The organism is Crossiella cryophila (assembly GCF_014204915.1).
Classification (GTDB): Bacteria; Actinomycetota; Actinomycetes; order Mycobacteriales; family Pseudonocardiaceae; genus Crossiella; species Crossiella cryophila.
On sequence record NZ_JACHMH010000001.1, the window covers coordinates 178,387 to 197,588 of the forward strand.

A 19,202-nucleotide genomic window follows, 5' to 3' on the forward strand; every position below is an offset into this window, starting at 1 on the left:
TCGTAGCCCACCCCATGCTATCCGCCCGGAAGCACCTCGCCGGACGGATCCCCTAGTTGATCAGGTAAGCCTAACCTACTATGAGGCGTACCCGAGGGAGTGGGAGCAACCGCGTGGGCAAGGTCAAGAAGAAGTGCTGCCGCTCGAAACCGCGTTGTAAGCGATGTCCGGTACTGGCTCTCAAAAAGGCCAAAGAGAAGTTAAAGAAATAGCAAGAAACATGGAGTTGTGGCCCCGCCGGGCACAGCGGACAGGAATACCTGCCGGGGGCTGCCGACGGGAGCCGGCGAATGGTGGACGAAGCGGGTTCACGGGCGAGGAAGGGACTGCTGGACTCAGCTCGCGAGCAACTCGTTGTAGGCGAGCAGCGCGGGCGCGGTGCGGGATGCCTCGAAGTCGATCACCTCGTGGCGGACCACTCGGCGCAGCTTGAAGGGGTCGGTGGCCAGGATGGCGTCCAGGTGACCGCGCACCATGGGGCGGGTGACGATCAGCCGGTCATGCCGGGCACCCAGGGTCCGGCAACGGCCGGAGAGCAGGAAGTTGCCTGCCGCGTACTGCCGGTCGAGCCAAGCTGCATGCTCCGGCAGTACCAAATCAACCTCGTCGGTCGAGACGGTGTAGTTCAGCAGCACGATGTACATAACTTGAAAATACGCCCGTGAGCCGAGTTTGGATCACATGGCCATTTCGACTTATACGCTTTCTTAACACCCCCTAGCGGGGGTACTACCACCGTGTCGGCGAGCACGATGTGTCATCGGACACGTTCGGCCGAACCGTGATGGTCTAGGATGTGCCTCATGCGCTTGATGTCCAGTCTTTGGCGGGCCGCCCACCGGCGGCCCTAGTCACGCGCACCCATCCTGACCACAGGCCGCCGCTGCGAGGCGGCCTGTGGTGTATGTGCAGCACATCCCGGTCCCGCGGCGGCGCACTAACCCGCGGGGAGACCCTCGATGACCCAGTTCTCCGGCATCCAGCCGACCGGCCTGACCCACCTCGGCAACTACCTCGGCGCGCTCCGGCAGTGGGCGCTGCGGCACGGTCCGGATGATCTTTTCTGCGTTGTTGACCTGCATGCGATGACCATTCGGCACAACCCGAACGTGTTGCGAGCCCGTGCCAGAGAGCAACTGGCGATGCTCATCGCGGCCGGCGTGAATCCGGACATCGCGTGCGTTTTCACCCAATCGGACCTCATCGAGGAGCACGGCGCCCTGACCTGGGTGCTGGAGTGCGTGGTGTCCTACGGCGAGCTGGCCCGGATGACCCAGTTCAAGGAGAAGGCCAAGGGACAGGACGGCGTCCGGGCCGGGTTGTTCACCTACCCGGTGCTGATGGCCGCGGACATCCTGCTGCACGGCGCGGACGCGGTGCCGGTCGGCGATGATCAGCGGCAGCACCTGGAACTGGCCCGCACGCTGGCAAAACGCTTCAACGCGAGCTACGGCGAGGTGCTGACCGTGCCCAGGGCGGTGACCCCGGCCGTCGGCGCGCGGGTGGCCGACCTGGCCGCGCCGGAGCGGAAGATGTCCAAGTCCAGCGGCGACCAGTCCGGCACCGTGCTGGTGATGGATCCGCCGGAACTGGTCCGCCGCAAGATCATGCGCGCGGTGACCGACCAGATCGGCGAGGTCCGGCACGACCCGGAGCACCAGCCGGGCGTGACCAACCTGCTGGACATCCTCGGCGCCTGCACCGGCGCGGATCCGCGGCTGCTGGCCGGGGAGATCCGCGGCTACGCGGAGCTGAAGGAGCGGACCGCGGAGGCGGTGATCGAGGAGTTGCGGCCGGTGCGCGAGGGCACCACCGCGCTGCTGGCGGATCCGGCCGAACTGGACCAGATCCGCGCGCACGGCGCGGAACGGGCCAGGGCCCGCTGCCGGCACCGGCTGGACGCGGTGCTGAAGGTCACCGGTCTGCGGTGAAGGAGGTCACTGGTCCGCGCTGACCTGCTCGGTCAGCGCGACCAGGGCGGGCACCAGCACCCGGTCGGCGGCGACCCAGTCGAGGCCGGCCAGGTGCGCCGCCGCCACCCAGCGCACCGCCCGGTGCTCCACCGCGCGTGGCTGGACGTCCGCGGCGTCCAGCCACGCGGTGTGCGTGCGCAGCAGGCCGACCCCGGGCAGCGGGATGTCCGGGCCGAGCCTGCCCAGCGGGCGCACCACCACGCCCATCTCCTCGTGGCACTCCCTGACCAGCGCCTCGACCTCGGTCTCCCCCGGCTCGACCCGGCCGCCGGGCAGTTCCCACTTCCCGGCCAGGCTCATCGGGTAACTGCGTTGCTGCACCAGCAGCTTGCCCTCGCGCACCACCGCGGCGGCCACCACGATCTTCGCCGCGGCCAGCTCCAGCGAACGCAGCTCCACCTGGGTGCGGTGCGCGGCCAGCAGGCGCAGCACCAGCCTGCGGAACATCAGCAGATCGCCGAGTTTGCCCAGTGGGTTGTTCCAGCTCAGGCTCTCGGTGACGAGCACGCCGCCGCCGGTGTCGGCCACCCGCACGGTGACCCCGCCGCCGTTGTCGGTGACCAGGCTCAGCCCGTGCTCGTCCACGTGGTCCACCCGCAGCCGCTGCGCGGGCAGCAGCGGGAACGCGCACTTCAGCTCATCCCCCAGGACCAGCAGCGCGCCCTCGGCGTTGACCTGCAACCGGCCACCGGCGGCCGCCACCGCCTGCCCCCAGGTCGTGACCTCCCGCAGCGCCGCCGCTACCGTCCGCACCGGCGCGTCGATGAGGACCGTGGACCGCAACACACCCATGGCCGAATCCTGTCAGCCGCGCCTGACGGGTCAGGGTTTGGGCCAGCGGATCTCGAACCGGGCGCCGCCCTCCGGCGAACCGGCGGCCCGCACCGTGCCACCGCGCCGCCGGACCAGATCGGCCACCAGGGCCAGGCCGAGGCCGGCTCCGCCGCTGGCCCGGTCCCTGGCCTCGTCCACCCGGTGGAAGCGTTCGAAGACCTGGTCCCGGTGTTCCTCGGGCACGCCGGGGCCGTCGTCCTCCACCAGCAACCGGCCCTGCGCGCCCGCGGGCAGCACCAGCACCCTGACCAGCGCGCGGGCATAGCGGGCGGCGTTGCGCAGCACGTTGTCCACCACCAGCTCGACCTCGCGCTGGGCGGCCAGCACCAGCACCGGGGTCGGCGCCTCCACCCTGACCACGATGCCGCGCTCGCCCAGCCGGGCGGCCGAGGCCCTGGCCGCCGCGACCAGGTCCACCGGCTCGGCCTCCGGCAGGTCCACCGCGTCCGCGCGGGCCAGCATCAGCAGGTCGTCGACGAGGTGGGAGAGCCGCTCGGCCTCCACCGCGATGTCGGCCAGCGTCTCCTGGGCCAGTTCCGGATCGGGGTGGGCCACCGCGACCTCGGCCTGCACCCGCAGCGAGGCCACCGGGGAGCGCAGCTCGTGCGCGGCGTCCCCGCTGAACCGGCGCATCCGCTCGGCCGCCTCGTCCCGCCTGGCCAGCAGCGCGTTCAGCTCCTCGGCCAGCGCGCGCAGCTCGTCCCTTGCCTCGGGCACCGGCAGCCGCTGACCGGGTGGCAGCGCGCCTGCGGCGGCCCGCATCCGCTGCACCGGGCGCAGCGCCAGCCGCACCGCCAGCCAGGCGGTGCCAGCCACCGCGAGCATGGACAGCAGCGCGCCGGGCAGGAACCAGTAGCCCGCGCGCTCGAAGACGCTGAGGTAGGCGGTGAACTCGGTGCCGACCACGACCAGCCGCTGCACCCCGTCCGGCCCGCTGACCACCTTGCCGACCCAGCGCACCGCGGGCCCGAACCGCTCCTGGCCCTCGGCCTGGTCCTCGTCCGGGTTGAAGAAGCCGGGAAAGACCGACACGCCCTGACCCGCGCGCAGCTGCCGGACCTGCCAGTCGTGCAGCGGCACCGGCTGCAGGCCGTCGGCGACGCCACCGGAGCTGTCCAGCACCCGGATCCGCTGGTCCCTCGGCCCGGCCCCGGCCGGGCGGCCGGCGGTGATGTCGGCGGAGACGCTGTCCAGGGTGGCCCGGAGCTGGCCGTCCACCTGGTCGGTCAGCGCGGAGGCGAAGATCGCCGAGGTCACCTGGGCGATCCAGCCGAAGACCAGCAGCGCGACCGTGGCGACCACCATGGTGATCCGGGCGCGCAGCGTGCGCCGGACCCACCACTGGCGCATCGCCCGGAACATCACGCCTCCCGGGGGGCTTCGGCGCTGGCCAGGTAGCCGTGCCCGCGCACGGTGCGCACCAGGTGCCCGGCACCCACCGCCTCCAGCTTGCGCCGCAGGTAGCCGACGTAGACCTCCACCGCGTTGCGGGTGGCCGCCTGCTCATCGCCCCAGGCCGCGCGCAGCAGCTCATCCTTGCTGACCACCACGCCCGGCCGCCCGGCCAGGGTGGCCAGCACCGCGAACTCGCGCGGGCTCAGCGCCACCGGCGCACCGGCCCAGCTCACCTCGCGCACCGCCCGGTCCACGATCAGCTCGCCCAGCCGGAGCACGTCCCGTGGCCCGTTGTCCGCGCCGCTGCGCCGCAGCAGCGCCTTGACCTGGGCCACCAGCACCACGAAGGAGAAGGGTTTGACCAGGTAGCCGTCCGCGCCGAGGTCCAGCCCGTCGGCCTGGTCGACCTCGCCGTCCTTGGCCGAGATCATCAGCACCGGGGTGCGCACGCCCTCGGCGCGCAGCCGCTCCAGCACCCGGTAGCCGGACAGGCCGGGCAGCATGATGTCCAGCAGCACCACGTCGAAGGAGCCGGTCAGCGCCGCGCGCAGGCCGGAGTTGCCGTCGGCGGCGGTCACCACCTCCATGCCCTCCGCGCGCAGGCCGCGTTCCAGCGCCCGGCGCACCCCTGGTTCGTCGTCCACCACCAGCACTCGTGCGCTCACCGGGCAAGCATGCCGGTGTTCACGCAGGTCGTGCGGGAGGCTCTCAGTGCTCTCTCAGCGAAAACCCGGCATTCTCAGTGGTGTCTCAGCAGGGCGGGGCCAGTCTCGGCTGCACGGGACGACCCCGATTGGCTAGGAGGAGACATGGACCGAAGGAAGGCCACAGTCACGGCGGCCACGGCCGGCGCGATGGCCGGTGTCGTCGGGCTGGCGCTGCTGGCGCTGCCCGGTGGGGCCGGCGCGGCGCCGACGTTGCCGTCGGTGGCCGCCGAGGACCTGGTGCAGTCGGTGCTGACCACCACGCCGCCCGCGCTCGGGGGCACCGTCGAGGTCACCAACAACCTCGGCCTGCCCGCGATCCCCGGCGCGCCGCAGGTGGCAGCGGGCAACAGCAAGCTGCGGGTCTGGACCGACGGGGCTGGCAAGAGCCGCGCCTCGCTGCCGGACGGGCAGAACGAGAAGACCATCGTCCAGGACGGCACCACCGTCTGGAGCTGGGACTCGGCCGAGCGCAAGGTGACCAAGTCCAGCGTGGACGCCAAGACGCTGGAGCAGAAGAAGGCCGAGTTCGACAAGGACAAGAAGGTCCAGCCCACCGATCCGGCCAGTGCCGCCCGGGAGCTGGTGAACCTGGTCCGCCAGCAGAGCGACCTGTCCGTGGACGGGACCGCCGAGGTGGCCGGGCGGCCGGCCTACGAGCTGGTGCTGACGCCGAAGCCGAACGAGCGCACGCTGCTGCGTGGCGTCCGGGTCGCGGTGGACGCGGAGAAGCGCATCCCGCTGCGGGTGACCGTGCTGACCAACGGCACCGACACCCCGGCGCTCCAGGTGGGCTTCAGCCAGCTCAACGTGGGTCCGCAGGACGCGAACCTGTTCAAGTTCACCCCACCGGCCGGGGCCACCGTCGAGGAGCAGAAGCTCGACGACAAGGTCAAGGAGCACAAGGCGCCGACCCCGGCTGAGCTGGACAAGGCCCGGAAGGAAGCCGAGAAGGCCTTCAAGGTCGTCGGCGAGGGCTGGGACACCACCATCGTCGGCAAGCTGCCGGAGCAGGCGCTGAAGAACGCGCCCAAGCCGGCCGAGGGCACCAGGGGTCAGCGTGGCGGCAACGCCGCGGGCAACCCGCTGGACCTGGTCAAGCAGCTCGGCAAGGAGGTCAACGGCTCCTGGGGTTCGGGCTGGGTCATCGAGACCAAGGTCGGGACCGCGCTGGTCACCTCCGACGGCCGCTTCGCGGTCGGCGCGGTGCCGCAGCAGGTGCTGACTGAGGCGATCGGTCAGGTGAAGTGACCGCCGGACTGGCGGGCACGGAGATCGGACAGGCGGGGGTGGCTCCGGCCGCCCCCGCCCCCTCCGGCACCCTGGCCGCCCGCACCAGGGGTCTGCGCAAGGTCTACGGCAAGACCGTGGCGGTGGACCGGGTCGACCTGGACGTGCCGCAGGGCGCGGTGCTGGGCATGCTCGGCCCCAACGGCTCCGGCAAGACCACCACCATCCGGATGCTGCTCGGCCTGGTCCGGCCCACCGCCGGTGAGGTGGAGCTGCTGGGACACCGGATGCCGGACGAGTCGACCGCGGCGCTGGCCCAGGTGGGCGCGCTGGTCGAGGGACCGGGTTTCCACCCCTTCCTGACCGGCCGGGACAACCTGCGGCGGCTCGGCGCGGCCGAACCGCTGCTGGAGACCAGGGCGATCAAGGGCGCGGTGGCCGACGCGCTGGAGCGGGTGGGGCTCGCGCACGCCGCCGACCGCAAGTTCCGCGGCTACTCCCTCGGCATGAAGCAGCGCCTCGGCCTGGCCGCCGCACTGCTGGTGCCGCGTCGCCTGGTGATCCTGGACGAGCCGACCAACGGCATGGATCCCGCCGGTACCAGGGAGATCCGCAAGGTGATGGCGCAGCTGCACGCGGTTGGCACCACCGTGGTGGTGTCCTCGCACCTGCTCGCCGAGGTCGAGGCGACCTGCACGCACGTGGCCGTGCTGCACCAGGGCACCGTGGTCGGGCAGGGACCGCTGGCCGACCTGCTGGAGGCGGGCGCGCCCACGCTGACGGTGTCCACCCCGGACATCGCCGAAGCGGTGGAGGCGTTGCGCTCGGCCAAGATCCCCGCTCGCGCCGCCGACGGTGGCGTGCGGGTGGAGCTGACCGGCGCCGAGGCGCCGAAGGTGATCGAGACCCTGGTTCGGGCGGGGGTCTCGGTGCACGAGGCGCATCGGGAACGCACCGGTCTCGAGGAGCTGTTCGCCCGGCTCACCGAGGAGGACGGGGCATGACCGCCACACTCGCCGAACCGACTCCCGCGGCCACCCCGGTCGCGGTGTCCACCGGCCCCAAGCAAGCTTCCGCCTGGCGGCTCTACGCCTCCGAGCTGCGCTGGATCCTGCGCAGGCCGCGGACCATCGTCGCGCTGGTGCTGATGTCGCTGGTGCCGATCGCACTGGGCATCGGGGTCACCGTGATCGGTGGCAACATGCCGGGCCGAGGGCCTGGGATGATCATGGCCGCGGTGGGCAACGGGATGGTGCTGCCACTGGCCGCGCTGACCATCTCGATGACCATGCTGCTGCCGCTGGTGGCCACCATGTCCGCCGCGGACGCGCTGGCCGGCGAGGCATCGCACGGCACGTTGCGCGGACTGCTGATCGCCCCGGTGAGCCGGGTGCGGCTGGTCGCGGTGAAGGCCGCGGGCGTGGCCACCGTGATCGTGATCGCGGTGTCGCTGATCTCGCTGCTGGGCATGCTCACCGGGATCATCATCGTGGGCGGCACCGAGGTGGTCTCGATCTCCGGCACCACGCTGCCGATCGGGGAGGCCCTCGGCAAGATCGGCCTCGCCGCGGGCTGGGCCGCGTTCCAGATGATGGCGCTGGCCGCGATCGCACTGGCCGTCTCCGCGCTCACCGAACACCCGCTGGTGGTGCTGGCCGCCACCCTGGGCGGGCTGATCGTGGTGCAGGTGCTGGGCGCGATCCCCGGCATGGAGTGGCTGCAGCCGTACCTGCTGCCCAACGGCTGGACCGCGGTGGCCGACGTGCTGCGCGACCCGATGCCATGGGACGGACTGGTGGACAGCACCGCGAAGGCCGCCTGCTACCTGGTGATCGGGTTGTCGCTGACCTTCCTGCGTATGTCCACAAAGGACGGATGATCAGGCGGGCAGCACCGCGACCGCCTCGGGATCCAGGCGCAGCCGCACCGGATCCCCGGCGGGCGGTGCACCGAGGACCGGCCCGACCGCCTCGACCTCGCTGATCTCCGGGAGATCGGCGAGGTCGAGGCGTACCACCAGCCTGATGTGATCGGTGCGGTGCACCCGGCGCACGACCAGCCCGCGCAGTGGCCCGTCGGCGTCGGCGCGCAGCGCGGCCGCGCGCAGTCCGAGCCGGGCCGGGCCGTCCGGGAAGTCTTGGGCGGCAACGGATCCGACCGCGGATTCGGCAACGCCGTCGCGCACCAGGGCCGGGATCAGCGTGCCGCAGCCCAGGAAGCGGGCCACCTCGGTGTCCGCGGGCGCGCGCCAGACCGACTCGGGGGTGCCGAACTGGCGGATCCGCCCGGCCGACATCACCGCGACCCGATCGGCCAGGGTGAACGCCTCGTCGTGGTCGTGCGTGACCACCAGCGCGGTCGCGCCCGCCTTGCGCAGCAAGGTGGCCAGGTCCATCGCCAGCTGTTCGCGCAGGGCCCGGTCCAGTGCGGAGAGCGGTTCGTCCAGCAGCAGCAACCGCGGCCGGGGCGCCAGCGCGCGGGCCAGTGCCACCCGCTGCTGCTCGCCGCCGGAGAGTTCGGTGACCCGCCGCGGGCCGTAACCGCTGAGCCCCACCAGTTCCAGCAGCTCGTCGATGCGGACCCGCTGCTCGGCCCTTGGCACCCCGTGCATGCGCAGGCCGAAGGCGATGTTGCCCGCGACATCGCGGTGCGGGAAGAGCTGGCCGTCCTGGAAGACCAGGCCGAAACCACGCCGGTGCACCGGGATCGGGGCCAGGTCGTCGCCGTCCCAGGACACCGTGCCCGCGGTGGGTTGCTCGAGTCCGGCGATGGCCCGCAGCAGGGTGGACTTGCCGCAGCCGGACGGGCCGAGCAGGGCGAGCACCTCACCCTCCACAATGGACAGATCAACCCGGTCCACCGCGGTGGCCGCGCCGTAGTTGACGGTCAGGCCGTCGACGTTGAGACCCATCAGAACTCCCCGGTGCCGACTCTGAGCTTCTCGATCACCAGCACCGCCAGGCCGGTCACCACCATGAGCAAGGTGCAGGCCGCGTAGGCCATGGCCTCGTTGAGTTCGCCGGGCCGGGCGATCAGCCGGGCGATGGCCACCGGCAGCGTGGGCGCCTCCGGCCGGGCCAGGAAGCTGGTCGCGCCGAATTCGCCAAGTGCCACCACGAATCCGAACCCGGCGGCGGCCAGCATGGACCGCAGCGCCAGTGGCAGGTCCACCTCCCGCCAGACCCGGAACGGTCCGGCGCCCAGGGTGGCGGCGGCCTGGCGCAGCCGGTCGTCGACGGCCCGCAGCACCGGCAGCACCAGCCGCACCACCAGCGGGGTGACCACCAGCGCCTGGGCCAGCGGGACCAGCAGCGGCGAGGTGCGGAAGTCCCCTGGCAGGGCGTCCATGGTGACCAGGTAGCCGAAACCGACGGTCACCGCGGACACGCCCAGCGGCAGCATCAGCACCAGGTCCAGGGCCTCCCCCGCGCCGCGGCGGCGCACGCGGGAGAGCACGATCGCCGCCAGCAGGCCGATGACCAGCGCGAGCAGGGTGGCATCGCCTGCCGCACGCAGCGAGTTGAGCGCGGCCTCGAACCCGGACACGGCCAGCGTGCCCTGGGTGCCGCCGGTGGCCAGCGCCCGGTAGCCGTCGAAGCTCCAACCGTCCGCTGTGGACAGTGAGCGGAGCAGCAGGCCGAAGATCGGCACCAGCAGGGCCAGCACCACCAGGGCGGCGCCCGCGACCACGAACCACTCGCCGCCGCGCGGCCTGCGCAGGCTTTCCTCGGCCGCGCGCAGTTTGAGCTGGGCCTCCCGGCGGCGGCGCGCGACCGCGCCGATGACCAGGGCGGCGATCACCGCGGCGAGTTGCAGCAGGGACAGCGCGGCCGCGCCGGAGAGGTCGAGCAGGTTGACCGTGCGCAGGTAGATCTCGGTTTCCAGGGTGCGCAGCCGGGAGCCGCCCAGGATCAGCACCACACCGAATGCGGTGGAGCAGAACAGGAACACCACCGCGGCGGCCGAGCCGATGGCCGGGCCGAGCGCGGGCAGGGTGACGCTGAGGAAGGTGCGCCAGCGGGAGGCGCCCAGCGCGCGGGCGGCGTCCTCGGCCCTGCGGTCCAGGTGCGCCCACAGGCCGCCGACGGTGCGCGCGACCACGGCCACGTTGAAGAAGGCGTTGGCCAGCACGATGCCCAGCGCGCCGGCGTCACCGAGCACCGCGCGGAAGGCCAGGCCCACCACCACGGTCGGCAGCACGAACGGGATGGTGATGGCCAGCCGGACGAAGCCGCGGCCGCGCACCTGGCAGCGGGCGAGCAGGTAGGCCACCGGCATCCCGGCCAGCAGCGCGACCGCGGTGGCCGCGGCGGCCTGGCCGAGGGTGAAGGCGACCAGGTCCCAGGTGGCCGGGTCGGCGAGGGTCTTGCCGACCCCGGTCCGGCCAAGGCCGAGGCCGATGATCGCGGCCACCGGCCAGGCGAAGAAGACGGCCAGGAAACCCAGCGGCACCGCAGCCGCGGCCCCCAGGCCCAGCCGGGTCAGCCCTGAACGAGCTTGCGCCACTGCTCCACCCAGCGCTCCCGGCCTTCGGCGACCTTGGCCGCGGGCAGTGCGGCGGCCTGCCGCGGCTGCGGCGCGACCTGCTGCCACACCGCGGGCAGCGCCACGCCTTCCCGCGCCGGGTAGACGTACATCTGCTCGGCGACCTGGGCCTGGAACTTCTCCCCCAGCAGGAAGTCGACCAGCTTGCGCGCGGCCTCGGGCTGCTTGGCGCCCTTGAGCACGCCGGCGTACTCGACCTGGCGGTAGCAGGTGTCCAGCAGCGCCTTGGTCTTCGGCTTGCCGTCCTGGCCGACCTCGGCAGCCGGGGAGGAGGCGTAGGAGAGCACGATCGGCCGGTTTCCCTTGCCGCCCACCGAGAACTCCTGCTTGTAGGCGGTCTCCCAGCCGTTGACCACCTTGACCCCGTTGGCCTTCAACCGGTTCCAGTAGCCCGCCCAGCCGTCCTCGCCGAACTTGGCCACCGTGTTGAGCAGGAAGGCCAGGCCGGGTGAGGAGGTCGCCGGGTCGGAGACCACCAGCAGGTCCTTGTACTTCGGGTCGGCCAGCTCGTCCAGGGACTTCGGCTCGGCCAGGCCCTTCTGCGCGAAGTAGGCCAGGTCGACGTTCATGCACACATCGCCCAGGTCCACCGCGGACAGCGCGCCGGAGCCGTCGACGGCGTAGCGCTGCGGGCCCTTGGCCGCCTCCGGGCTCTGGTAGGGATCCAGCAGGCCGTTGTCGATGGCCCTGGAGGCGAAGGTGGAGTCCACGCCGAAGACCACGTCGCCGAGCGGGTTGGCCTTGGTGAGCACGAGCTGGTTGGTCAGCGCGCCCGCGTCGCCCAGCGCCCGCTGCTCCACGGTGATGCCGGTCTGCTTCTTGAACTCGGCGAACAGCCCCTCGCTCACCGCGAAGGACTCGTGCGTGAGCAGCACCACCTTGGTCTCGCCGGGTGGGGCCGGGGTGGCCCCGGAACCGCCGATCAGCGAGCAGCCGGTGAGCATGGCAAGGGTGGTGACCAGCGCGAACGCGGCCGTGGTGCGACGCAAAGTTCCTCCTGACGCAATCCCTACACCGGCATGATCCGGATCAGGTGCGGACGGTCGAGAGCTGACCGCTCTCCTCTCAGCCCGGCTACACCGGACTCCCGTGGCATCTAGGGGCATGACCTTACGCCGGGTCGCGCGGACGCACCCGCACGAGGACCATGAAGGCATGGCCGAACTGCTGAGCGACGACCAGATCCATGATCACCTGCAACGGCTGCCGCAGTGGCTGGCCGAGGGCCGCGAGCTGGTCCGCACGGTCGAACTGGACAGCTTCCCGCAGGCCATCCAGGTGGTGAACCGGGTGGCGGAGATCGCGGAGAACGACAACCACCACCCGGACATCGACATCCGCTGGCGCACCCTGACCTTCCGCTGTTCAACCCATTCCAAGGGCGGCATCACCACGCTGGACGCGGCCCTGGCGCAGGAGATCGACGGCGTGATCGAGGCGATCGCCGGTTAGGTCCGGAACGGCCCGGTGACCTCGTAGGTGATGCCACCACTGCTGGACCCGCTGGTGCCGCGCTGGGAGGAGAAGTAGAGCCGGTTGCCCGCCGGGCTGAACGCGGGCCCGGTGATCTCCGACCCGCTCTGCCCGCTGATCCGCAGGAACGGCGCGACCACCCCGGCCGGGGTGATGATGCAGATCTCCATGTTGCCGCCGTCCTCGGCCACGAACAGGTCCCCGCTGCTGGTCCCGGTGACGTTGTCCACCCCGGTCAGCGGCGCGGCGCCGCCGGTGACCAGGTTGTCGTCGTAGGTCAGGCTGATCGAGCTGGTGTCGGCGTTGTAGGCCCAGACCCGGTTGTCGCCCTTGGTGGTGAACCAGCAGGTGCCGCCGGCGTAGTAGCAGCCCTCGCCGCCGTTGAAGCGTTTCGCGCCGACGACCTGGTTGCGGGTCGCGGTCGGACTGCCGTCGACGTCGGAGACAACACCCCAGGTCACCGGCCCACTGGTCTGCGAACTGCCACCCTTGAGGATCTCCAGGGTGCCACTGGAGAGGTCGCCCCAGGTGGTGGGTTTGAAGCGATAGAAGCAGCCGTCCGAGACGTCCTCGGTGAGGTAGACGTAGCCGTGGTCGGGGTCGGCGGCGCAGGCCTCGTGCTTGAACCGGCCCATCGCGGGCCGTCGGATGGCGGCCTTGACGCCCCACGGGTCGGTCTCGTAGACGTAGCCGCGGTCGACCTCCTCGCAGGACAGCCAGGTGTTCCAGGGGGTGGCGCCCCCGGCACAGTTGACGTTGGTGTTGGCCAGCGTGCGATAAGCCCCGGTGATCTGGCCACTCGCGTTGAACTTGACCGCGCCGACCCCGCCGGTGCTGGAGACCTCGCTGTTGGAGACGTAGATCCAGCCACTGCCGTCGGTGAAACAGGCCCCGCCGTCCGGCGCCGGGTGCCAGGTGTAATTGGTCCCGGTCACCTTCTGCCCGGTCCGCGCGATGACCCGGCTGGTGAAGCCCTGCGGTAACTGGATGCCGTTGCCGTCCGCGGCCAGCAGTGGACCATACGGACTGGCCCCCGGCTGCGCCCCGTCGGCGAAGGCGTCCCGCCAGGCCGCCCCACCGAAGGCCGCGGCCGCGGCGCCGACCACGGCGACTCGCAGGAAGTTGCGTCGTTCCACGGTGAACTCCCGTCAGTTCGGGTGACACTCAGGAGTCTTGCGAGCGCCAAGGGTCACCGGTACGGGCAAAAGTCCGGTGAACGAAAGATGAAGTGCGGCAAAAGGATGAGCGCCGTCGAGCGACTGTCCACTGTGGACACAGGGGGACAGGCGCGCCGAGTTTGGCTATGGTCGTGGACGTGTCTGAACCCGAGCGTCAACTCGTCAGGCCCACTGTCCACGCGGTCGTCCTGCACGGCGACCGCCTACTGGTGCGGCGATCCAGTGATTCCCCGGAGGGCACCGGCTACGCCTTCATCGGCGGCCCGTGCGCACCGGGCGAGACCTTCGAGACCCGGCTGCGCCAGGCGATCGACGAGGAGACCACCACCCGGTTGGTCCAGTCCGAGTACCTGTTCGTGGTCGAGCACTTCAGCACCGAGGCGGACCAGCCCACCCACGCGGTCGAGCACTACCTGTGGGCCTCGGTGGACCGGGTCGCGGTGAGCAGCCGCACCCCCGGCCAGGACTACGAATGGCTGCCACTGGCCACCCTGGCCGAGTCCGACCTGGCCCCACACCCGGTCCGCGACCTGATCGCGGCAGGCAGACACCGGGACCCCCGGCACCTGGTGGTGCGGGACGGCGAACTGGCCTGATCAGTTCACGCACGGGCAGGCCCACCGGCGGTGCCAGTGCGGGGCCTCGGCCGACTCCCGGATGCCCAGCCGGTCGAAGACCTCCCTGGCCTCCCGCCAGGCCCGGTGCGCCGCGGGCTCGTCCCCGGCCGCCGCGTGCGCCGCGCCCACGTCGCGCAACGTCCTGGCCCGCCACACCGGCAGGCGCAGCTCGGCCCAGCCGGTCAGCGCCAGGTCCAGGTAGCGCAGGGCGGGTTCGACCTGGCCCTGGGCCAGGCGGCTCTCGCCAAGGGTGCGGTGCAGCAGGGCCAGGCCGAAGGTGTCGTGCAGGGACTGGCTGGTCTGGGCGGCGGTGAGCAGGGCGGCCTCGGCCTGTTCGGGGCGATGCTGGCGGATCCAGACCTTGGCCAGGGCCTGGGTGGTGTAGCAGCCGAGCAGGTCGTCGGCGACCGCGCTGACGATGCGGTGGCTGCGGCGGCAGTAGTCCTCGGCCTCGTCCCAGCGGTCGGCGGCGCGGTGCACCAGGCCGATGCCACGCAGGGCCAGGGCCTCGCCGCGCTCGTTGCCCGCGGCGCGGTAGGAGCTGGCGGCGGCGGTCAGGGTGTCGATGGCCTCGGGGTCCTCGCCGAGTTCGCGGTGGGCGTAGCCGATGCCGTACAGGGCGTGCGCGACGCCTTCCTCATCGCCGCTGGTGGCCAGCATGTCCCTGGCCCGGCGCAACGCGGGCAGCGCGGCGGCGTGGTCGGCGAGTTCGCGGCCGACCATGCCGATGCCGTTGAGCGCGACCGCCTCGCCCCTGGTGTCGCCGACCTCGGCGAAGAGCGCCCGCGCGGTGCGGAAGTGGGTGCGGGCCAGCTCGTAGCGGTCCCGTTTGTAGTGCAGCTGGCCCAGGCTGCACTCCAGCGCGGCCTCGCCCCTGCGGTGCCCGGTGCGGCGCAGTGCGCTGATCGCGGCCTCGTGCGTGCGGGCCCAGCCGTCGTAGCGGTTGCGCACCGCGAAGAAGCTGAACACCAGCGCCTCGGCCAGTGCCGCGGCCAGCTCGGCCAGGTCCAGTTCGGCCGCCCTGGACACCGCGGCCACCAGCGCGGCCTCCTCCTGCTCGAACCAGCGCTCGGCGCCGGTGATCCGCGGCCGGGGCTGGGTGCTCAGGTCGGTGTGGCAGAGCCGGGGCACCGCGGGCGGCAGTGGCTCGGCCAGCTCGTCCACCGCGGCCAGCAGCGCGGTCACCGCCCGGCGCACCGCCTCCCGCCGCTCCCCGGCGGTGTCCTCCAGTTCGGCGCGTTCCCTGGCGTGCAGCCGGACCAGGTCGTGCATCCGGTACCGCAGTGGCTCGGCCGGTTCGCTGCTGACCTCGATCAGCTGGGCGTCCACCAGCTGGTCGAGCACGTCCTCCGCGGTCTCCTCCGGCTCGCCCAGCAGCGGCGCGGCCAGCCAGCCCGGCAGGTTGCCGTAACCCAGCGCGCCCAGCAGCCGGTACGCCCGGCGGCTCGCCTCGTCCAGGCCCAGGTAGCTCACGGCCAGCCCGGTGCGCACGGCCAGGTCGCCGACGGACAGCTCGTCCAGCCGCCGCTGCTCGTCCCGCAACCGGCCAAGCAGCCGGGACACCGGCCAGTGCGGGCGGGCGGCCAGCTTCGCCCCGGTGATCCGGATCGCCAGCGGCAGGTACCCGCACAGCTGCGCCACCTCGGCCACCGCCGCGGTCTCCGCGTGCACCCGCTCCGCGCCCAGCAGCCGCGTGAACAGCTCCCGCGCGTCCACCGGCGGCAGCACGTCCAGCGCGACCCGGCGCACCCCCTCCAGCCCGGACATCCGGTGCCTGCTGGTCACCAGCACCAGGCAGTCCGCGCCGCCGGCCAGCAGCGGCCGGACCTGGCCTGCCGCGGCCGCGTCGTCGAGCACCACCAGCACCCGCCGCCCGGACAGCTCGGCCCGCCACAGCGCGACCCGCTCCCGCAGCCCCTCCGGGATCCGCTCCCCCGGCACCCGCAGCGCGCGCAGCAGCGCGTCCAGCACCTCCTCCGGCCCGAGCGAACCCAGTTCGACGAAGAGCTGCCCATCCGGATAGCGCGGGGCCAGCCGGTGCGCGGCCCGCACCGCCAGCGCGGTCTTGCCCACCCCGGTCGGCCCGTCCAGCCACCACACCGGCAGCACCCCGGAGTCCTGGCCGCCCACCGCGCACAGCCTGGTCAGCTCGGCGACGCGGCCGGTGAAGTCGGGCACGTCGCGCGGCAGGTGGTTGCGGCTGACCGGCGCGGGGGCAGCGGGCGCGGGCCGGGGTTCGGCGAGCAGTTCGCGGTGCAGGCGCTGTAGTTCCTGGCCGGGTTCCACGCCCAGTTCGGCCACGGTCAGCGCGCGGGCCTCGTGGAAGACCCGGAGTGCCTCGGCCCGCCGTCCGCTGTGGTGGAGCGCGGTCATCAGCTGGGCGCGCATCCGTTCCCGCAGCGGGTGCTCGGCCAGCAGCGCGGGCAGTTCGGTGACCAGTTCGGCGTGCCGGCCCAGCCGCAGGTCCGCGTCCATCCTGGCCTCCAGCGCGGCCAGTCGTTCCTCTTCCAGCCCGGCGAAGAACCGCTCCCGCATCCGGTCCGAACCGATGTCGGCCAGTGGTCTGCCCCGCCACAGCGAGAGCGCCCTGCGCAGCAGGATGCCCGCCTGTTCGGGGTCGGACTCCCGCCGGGCGGCCGCGGTCCAGGCCCGGAAGCGGTGCAGGTCGACCTGCTCCGGCCGGACGGACAACACGTAACCGGGTGGGCTGTGCCGCAGTGGCACGGCGAGCAGCTGACGCAGGTGCGAGATGTGCACCTGGAGCGCCTTGCGCGCGTTCGGCGGCGGCGCCTCGCCCCAGACCGCGTCGATCAGCCGGTCGGTCGAGGTGATCACGCCGGGGTTGAGCAACAGCAGGGCCAGGATCTGCCGGGCGCGCGGCGGCGGCTGTTCCTTCGGCAGCCCGGACGCCCAGATCTCCACCGGACCGAGAATGCGAAATTCCTCCACCATTGGCCCCCGGCGCAGACGGCTGAACGGCCATTGTTGGGCCCGATTCAGCCGGTTGTCTGCCCCCGTGGGTCGCCCCGCGCACTCAAGAACCTGATATCGAAACGATCAGCCGGGCGGATTTTCGACCCCAGCCGCCCGGCTGACCATTCCCGCGCTGCCCTTACGGCCTGGTGCCGCCGTAGAAGGTGCTCCCGCTCAGCGTGCGGGTGACCCGGCGGACCGCGTTCTGCTGGTTGCCCTCGATCATCTTCACCGTGCTGCCGGAGCGGGATTCGATGATGCCGATGTGCGTGCTGGTGGACGGACTGGACGGCCCGGTGCCGAACAGCAGCACGTCACCCTTGACCGCCGAACCCAGGTTCGCCTTGCTGTAGGACTTGCCGTTGCGCTGGCCCCACTTGTAGACGTCGCCGGTGAACGGGTACTGCGGGATGCTCACCCCCGCCTTGCGCCAGACCCAGGTGCTGAACAGGGCGCACCAGGCCACACACTGCGAGGAGTACTTGGTGCAGTTGCTGCCGGCGGGCCGTTCCCCGTTGCCCAGCTCGGCCGCGGCGAACCGGACGATCTGGTCCCGGTCGGCCAGGGTGCCGGCCGGCGCGGCGGCCACCGGCACGGTGTCGGGCTGGGTGGCCGCCGTCCTGGCCGCGTCCTGGGCCAGGAACTCCCGCAGCGCCTCGCCGGTGAGCGGGCGGCCGTCCAGATCCTCGACCGCGAGCACGGCGGGCGCCACGGTGTCCGGATCCTCTGCCGCGATCGCCGGGCCGGTGACCACGGACGAGGCCAGCAACAGGCTGGCCCCGACCCCCAGTACGGTCAGACCGCGAACGAGGCGCCGCGGGATGGTCTTCTCCATGGCAGGTTTCCCCTCATCGGCATCACCGCGCTTTCCGCGGCGAGGTCAGGGTCGGCCAGCCCGCCTAATACCCGCCAAAGAAACGGTTAAGCTCTCGTTCTGGTGAATACCGGCAAGTTTGTGCACTGAAGAAGGACCAGTCCGCGAGAGCGCTCCCGCAATGGTTACCCATGCGTGCTCAGCGCGGTCCGTCACGCCGCGCTGAGCACGTTGAGCGGGTCAGACGTTGAAGCGGAACTCCACCACGTCAGCGCTTGTACGGATCGATCAGTGTCAGTGGTGTCCGGGCTGATTCCAGGGCTGAAGCCGGAAAAGCGGAGCCGACGGTGTAGAAACGGGCGCGGGTACGACCGACCGGTGTCAGGATGCCTGCCATGACCAGGTCCCGCAGGTCACGTTGGGCTCGCTGCAACCCCAGGTCCTCGGCTCGTTCGTAGCGCGTCCGGCGCACCCGGCCCGACATCGCCACGTCATACAGCGCCGACACCACCCTCTGCTCCAGCCCTCGGGCCTCCGCGAACTCACCGAGCAGAACCCACACTTGGCTCGAACGATCCAGTCGGCCACGCACGGTCTGCGCCTGCTGGTGATACGCGGTGAGATTGAAGCGGACCCAGTCAGAAACGTCCTGGCCGGGGAGGTAGGTCGCCCCTCGGTGTTGCAGTTCGCGGTAGTACTCCCAGGTATTGCCAGGCCGCCCCAGCCAAGCCTCGATTGAGGAGAACTCCGGGGCCAGTTCTCCCTCTCTCGCGATCATGAGTGTTTGGAGGGACCGGGACATGCGGCCGTTGCCGTCCGCCCACGGGTGAATGGAAACGAGATGCAGATGCGCCATGGCAGCCCGTACCAGCGGATGGCTGCCGTCATCCGTGTTCAGCCACTCGACCAGCTCACCCATCAACGACGGCACGTCGACCGCGTCCGGCGCCGTGTACACCGCGATGCTGGGGTCACGCGCGTCCGTCACGTACACCGCACCATGGCGCCATTGCCCGGCCGGCTTCCGCCGAGTGTGCCGGTGCCCCTGCAGCATCCAGTGGAGCGAGTTGAGGAACTCCTTGCCATAACGGAAGTCCGAGACATCGTGAAGCGTCTGAATGTAGGTCATCATCCGCTGATAGGCGAGCGTCTCGTCGCGATCTTCCTCGGAGACGTCGACGTCCCGCTCGCCCTCCAGGAGGTCCTCGACATCGACTGTGGCCACCTTGAAGCCCTCGATCGAATTGGAGGCCGCAACCGCGTCAGCTGTCAAGAACTTGCGCAACCCCTCAGCCCATTTGGCCGGAGTGTTCCGCACCTGCTGGCGCAACGAGCGACGAAGGCCGTCGATCTCCCCAAGGACGCGCTGGTCCTCAGCGTTGAGAGCAGGTGTGGGGTAAAGCATGCCCCAACGATAGATTGACGCAATCATTACGTCAATGCGTCAGGCCGGACCGCGAGGCCCG

17 protein-coding genes and 1 riboswitch are annotated in these 19,202 nt (G+C 71.5%); of the genes, 6 read left to right on the forward strand and 11 right to left on the reverse strand.

Annotation, left to right across the window (positions count from 1 at the left end):
- Nucleotides 1-335 precede the first annotated feature (335 nt).
- A complete protein-coding gene (locus HNR67_RS00785; RefSeq protein ID WP_185000083.1) occupies nucleotides 336-644 on the reverse strand; it encodes a YciI family protein in 309 nt (102 codons plus the stop codon).
- A gap of 315 nt (nucleotides 645-959) precedes the next feature.
- Here HNR67_RS00785 and trpS point away from each other — a divergent pair, with 315 nt between their 5' ends.
- Nucleotides 960-1,931 (forward strand): tryptophan--tRNA ligase, encoded by a 972-nt coding sequence (gene trpS / locus HNR67_RS00790; protein ID WP_185000084.1) that lies wholly within the window; start codon nucleotides 960-962, stop codon nucleotides 1,929-1,931.
- A gap of 6 nt (nucleotides 1,932-1,937) precedes the next feature.
- Here the strand turns inward: trpS and HNR67_RS46070 are convergent, their stop codons facing one another.
- The 3 genes from HNR67_RS46070 to HNR67_RS00805 are packed head-to-tail and all read right to left on the reverse strand — an operon-like array spanning nucleotide 1,938 to nucleotide 4,867.
- Complete coding sequence (locus HNR67_RS46070; protein ID WP_312986179.1) at nucleotides 1,938-2,765, reverse strand: (deoxy)nucleoside triphosphate pyrophosphohydrolase; 828 nt, start codon at nucleotides 2,763-2,765, stop codon at nucleotides 1,938-1,940.
- Between the two features lie 30 nt (nucleotides 2,766-2,795).
- Entirely contained in the window at nucleotides 2,796-4,169 is a 1,374-nt protein-coding gene (locus tag HNR67_RS00800) for a sensor histidine kinase (RefSeq protein WP_246492436.1), read from the reverse strand.
- The gene (locus tag HNR67_RS00805; RefSeq protein ID WP_312986180.1) at nucleotides 4,169-4,867 is read right to left on the reverse strand and encodes a response regulator transcription factor; all 699 of its coding nucleotides are present in this window, start codon (nucleotides 4,865-4,867) and stop codon (nucleotides 4,169-4,171) included. Before HNR67_RS00805 ends, HNR67_RS00800 begins: the two co-directional genes overlap by 1 nt.
- Before the next feature lie 144 nt (nucleotides 4,868-5,011).
- Between HNR67_RS00805 and HNR67_RS00810 the strand changes: the two genes are divergently transcribed.
- The 3 genes from HNR67_RS00810 to HNR67_RS00820 are packed head-to-tail and all read left to right on the forward strand — an operon-like array spanning nucleotide 5,012 to nucleotide 8,015.
- Nucleotides 5,012-6,157: a LolA family protein gene (locus HNR67_RS00810; protein ID WP_185000085.1), complete on the forward strand. Its 1,146-nt coding sequence runs from the start codon at nucleotides 5,012-5,014 to the stop codon at nucleotides 6,155-6,157.
- A gap of 23 nt (nucleotides 6,158-6,180) precedes the next feature.
- Nucleotides 6,181-7,140: an ABC transporter ATP-binding protein gene (locus HNR67_RS00815; RefSeq protein WP_185009922.1), complete on the forward strand. Its 960-nt coding sequence runs from the start codon at nucleotides 6,181-6,183 to the stop codon at nucleotides 7,138-7,140.
- Nucleotides 7,137-8,015: an ABC transporter permease gene (locus HNR67_RS00820; RefSeq protein WP_185000086.1), complete on the forward strand. Its 879-nt coding sequence runs from the start codon at nucleotides 7,137-7,139 to the stop codon at nucleotides 8,013-8,015. The genes HNR67_RS00815 and HNR67_RS00820 overlap by 4 nt, the downstream gene beginning before the upstream one ends.
- Here HNR67_RS00820 and HNR67_RS00825 read toward each other — a convergent pair whose 3' ends face one another.
- The 3 genes from HNR67_RS00825 to HNR67_RS00835 are packed head-to-tail and all read right to left on the reverse strand — an operon-like array spanning nucleotide 8,016 to nucleotide 11,625.
- On the reverse strand, nucleotides 8,016-9,047 hold the full coding sequence (locus tag HNR67_RS00825; protein WP_185000087.1) for an ABC transporter ATP-binding protein: 1,032 nt from the start codon (nucleotides 9,045-9,047) through the stop codon (nucleotides 8,016-8,018). It lies immediately after the preceding gene.
- A complete protein-coding gene (locus HNR67_RS00830) occupies nucleotides 9,047-10,642 on the reverse strand; it encodes an ABC transporter permease (protein ID WP_185000088.1) in 1,596 nt (531 codons plus the stop codon). The genes HNR67_RS00825 and HNR67_RS00830 overlap by 1 nt, the downstream gene beginning before the upstream one ends.
- Entirely contained in the window at nucleotides 10,618-11,625 is a 1,008-nt protein-coding gene (locus HNR67_RS00835) for a thiamine ABC transporter substrate-binding protein (protein WP_185009924.1), read from the reverse strand. Before HNR67_RS00835 ends, HNR67_RS00830 begins: the two co-directional genes overlap by 25 nt.
- Before the next feature lie 44 nt (nucleotides 11,626-11,669).
- Nucleotides 11,670-11,782, reverse strand: a riboswitch (TPP riboswitch).
- Nucleotides 11,783-11,836: 54 nt separating this feature from the next.
- Here HNR67_RS00835 and HNR67_RS00840 point away from each other — a divergent pair.
- The gene (locus HNR67_RS00840; protein ID WP_185009926.1) at nucleotides 11,837-12,133 is read left to right on the forward strand and encodes a 4a-hydroxytetrahydrobiopterin dehydratase; all 297 of its coding nucleotides are present in this window, start codon (nucleotides 11,837-11,839) and stop codon (nucleotides 12,131-12,133) included.
- On the opposite strand, the gene HNR67_RS00845 is transcribed toward HNR67_RS00840, so the two are convergent.
- A complete protein-coding gene (locus HNR67_RS00845; protein WP_185000089.1) occupies nucleotides 12,130-13,290 on the reverse strand; it encodes an alkaline phosphatase PhoX in 1,161 nt (386 codons plus the stop codon). The genes HNR67_RS00840 and HNR67_RS00845 overlap by 4 nt on opposite strands.
- Nucleotides 13,291-13,469: 179 nt before the next feature.
- Here HNR67_RS00845 and HNR67_RS00850 point away from each other — a divergent pair, with 179 nt between their 5' ends.
- Entirely contained in the window at nucleotides 13,470-13,928 is a 459-nt protein-coding gene (locus HNR67_RS00850; protein ID WP_185000090.1) for an NUDIX domain-containing protein, read from the forward strand.
- On the opposite strand, the gene HNR67_RS00855 is transcribed toward HNR67_RS00850, so the two are convergent.
- The 3 genes from HNR67_RS00855 to HNR67_RS00865 form a co-directional block, all read right to left on the reverse strand.
- Nucleotides 13,929-16,871, reverse strand: coding sequence for an AfsR/SARP family transcriptional regulator (locus HNR67_RS00855; protein ID WP_185000091.1), 2,943 nt, complete (start codon nucleotides 16,869-16,871; stop codon nucleotides 13,929-13,931).
- Nucleotides 16,872-17,061: 190 nt separating this feature from the next.
- Nucleotides 17,062-17,757 carry a CHAP domain-containing protein gene (locus tag HNR67_RS00860; protein WP_221489736.1) on the reverse strand — a complete coding sequence of 232 codons (696 nt, stop codon included), beginning with the start codon at nucleotides 17,755-17,757 and terminating at the stop codon, nucleotides 17,062-17,064.
- Between the two features lie 247 nt (nucleotides 17,758-18,004).
- Nucleotides 18,005-19,141 (reverse strand): Fic family protein, encoded by a 1,137-nt coding sequence (locus HNR67_RS00865; RefSeq protein ID WP_185000092.1) that lies wholly within the window; start codon nucleotides 19,139-19,141, stop codon nucleotides 18,005-18,007.
- Nucleotides 19,142-19,202: the final 61 nt, after the last annotated feature.

What these genes read in the sequence shown, in the direction of transcription:
- HNR67_RS00785 (WP_185000083.1), bottom strand. Translation starts at nt 644, where the DNA reads ATGTACATCGTGCTGCTGAACTACACCGTCTCGACCGACGAGGTTGAT.
- trpS (WP_185000084.1), top strand. Translation starts at nt 960, where the DNA reads ATGACCCAGTTCTCCGGCATCCAGCCGACCGGCCTGACCCACCTCGGC.
- HNR67_RS46070 (WP_312986179.1), bottom strand. Translation starts at nt 2,765, where the DNA reads ATGGGTGTGTTGCGGTCCACGGTCCTCATCGACGCGCCGGTGCGGACG.
- HNR67_RS00800 (WP_246492436.1), bottom strand. Translation starts at nt 4,169, where the DNA reads ATGTTCCGGGCGATGCGCCAGTGGTGGGTCCGGCGCACGCTGCGCGCC.
- HNR67_RS00810 (WP_185000085.1), top strand. Translation starts at nt 5,012, where the DNA reads ATGGACCGAAGGAAGGCCACAGTCACGGCGGCCACGGCCGGCGCGATG.
- HNR67_RS00820 (WP_185000086.1), top strand. Translation starts at nt 7,137, where the DNA reads ATGACCGCCACACTCGCCGAACCGACTCCCGCGGCCACCCCGGTCGCG.
- HNR67_RS00825 (WP_185000087.1), bottom strand. Translation starts at nt 9,047, where the DNA reads ATGGGTCTCAACGTCGACGGCCTGACCGTCAACTACGGCGCGGCCACC.
- HNR67_RS00835 (WP_185009924.1), bottom strand. Translation starts at nt 11,625, where the DNA reads ATGCTCACCGGCTGCTCGCTGATCGGCGGTTCCGGGGCCACCCCGGCC.
- HNR67_RS00840 (WP_185009926.1), top strand. Translation starts at nt 11,837, where the DNA reads ATGGCCGAACTGCTGAGCGACGACCAGATCCATGATCACCTGCAACGG.
- HNR67_RS00860 (WP_221489736.1), bottom strand. Translation starts at nt 17,757, where the DNA reads ATGGAGAAGACCATCCCGCGGCGCCTCGTTCGCGGTCTGACCGTACTG.
- HNR67_RS00865 (WP_185000092.1), bottom strand. Translation starts at nt 19,141, where the DNA reads ATGCTTTACCCCACACCTGCTCTCAACGCTGAGGACCAGCGCGTCCTT.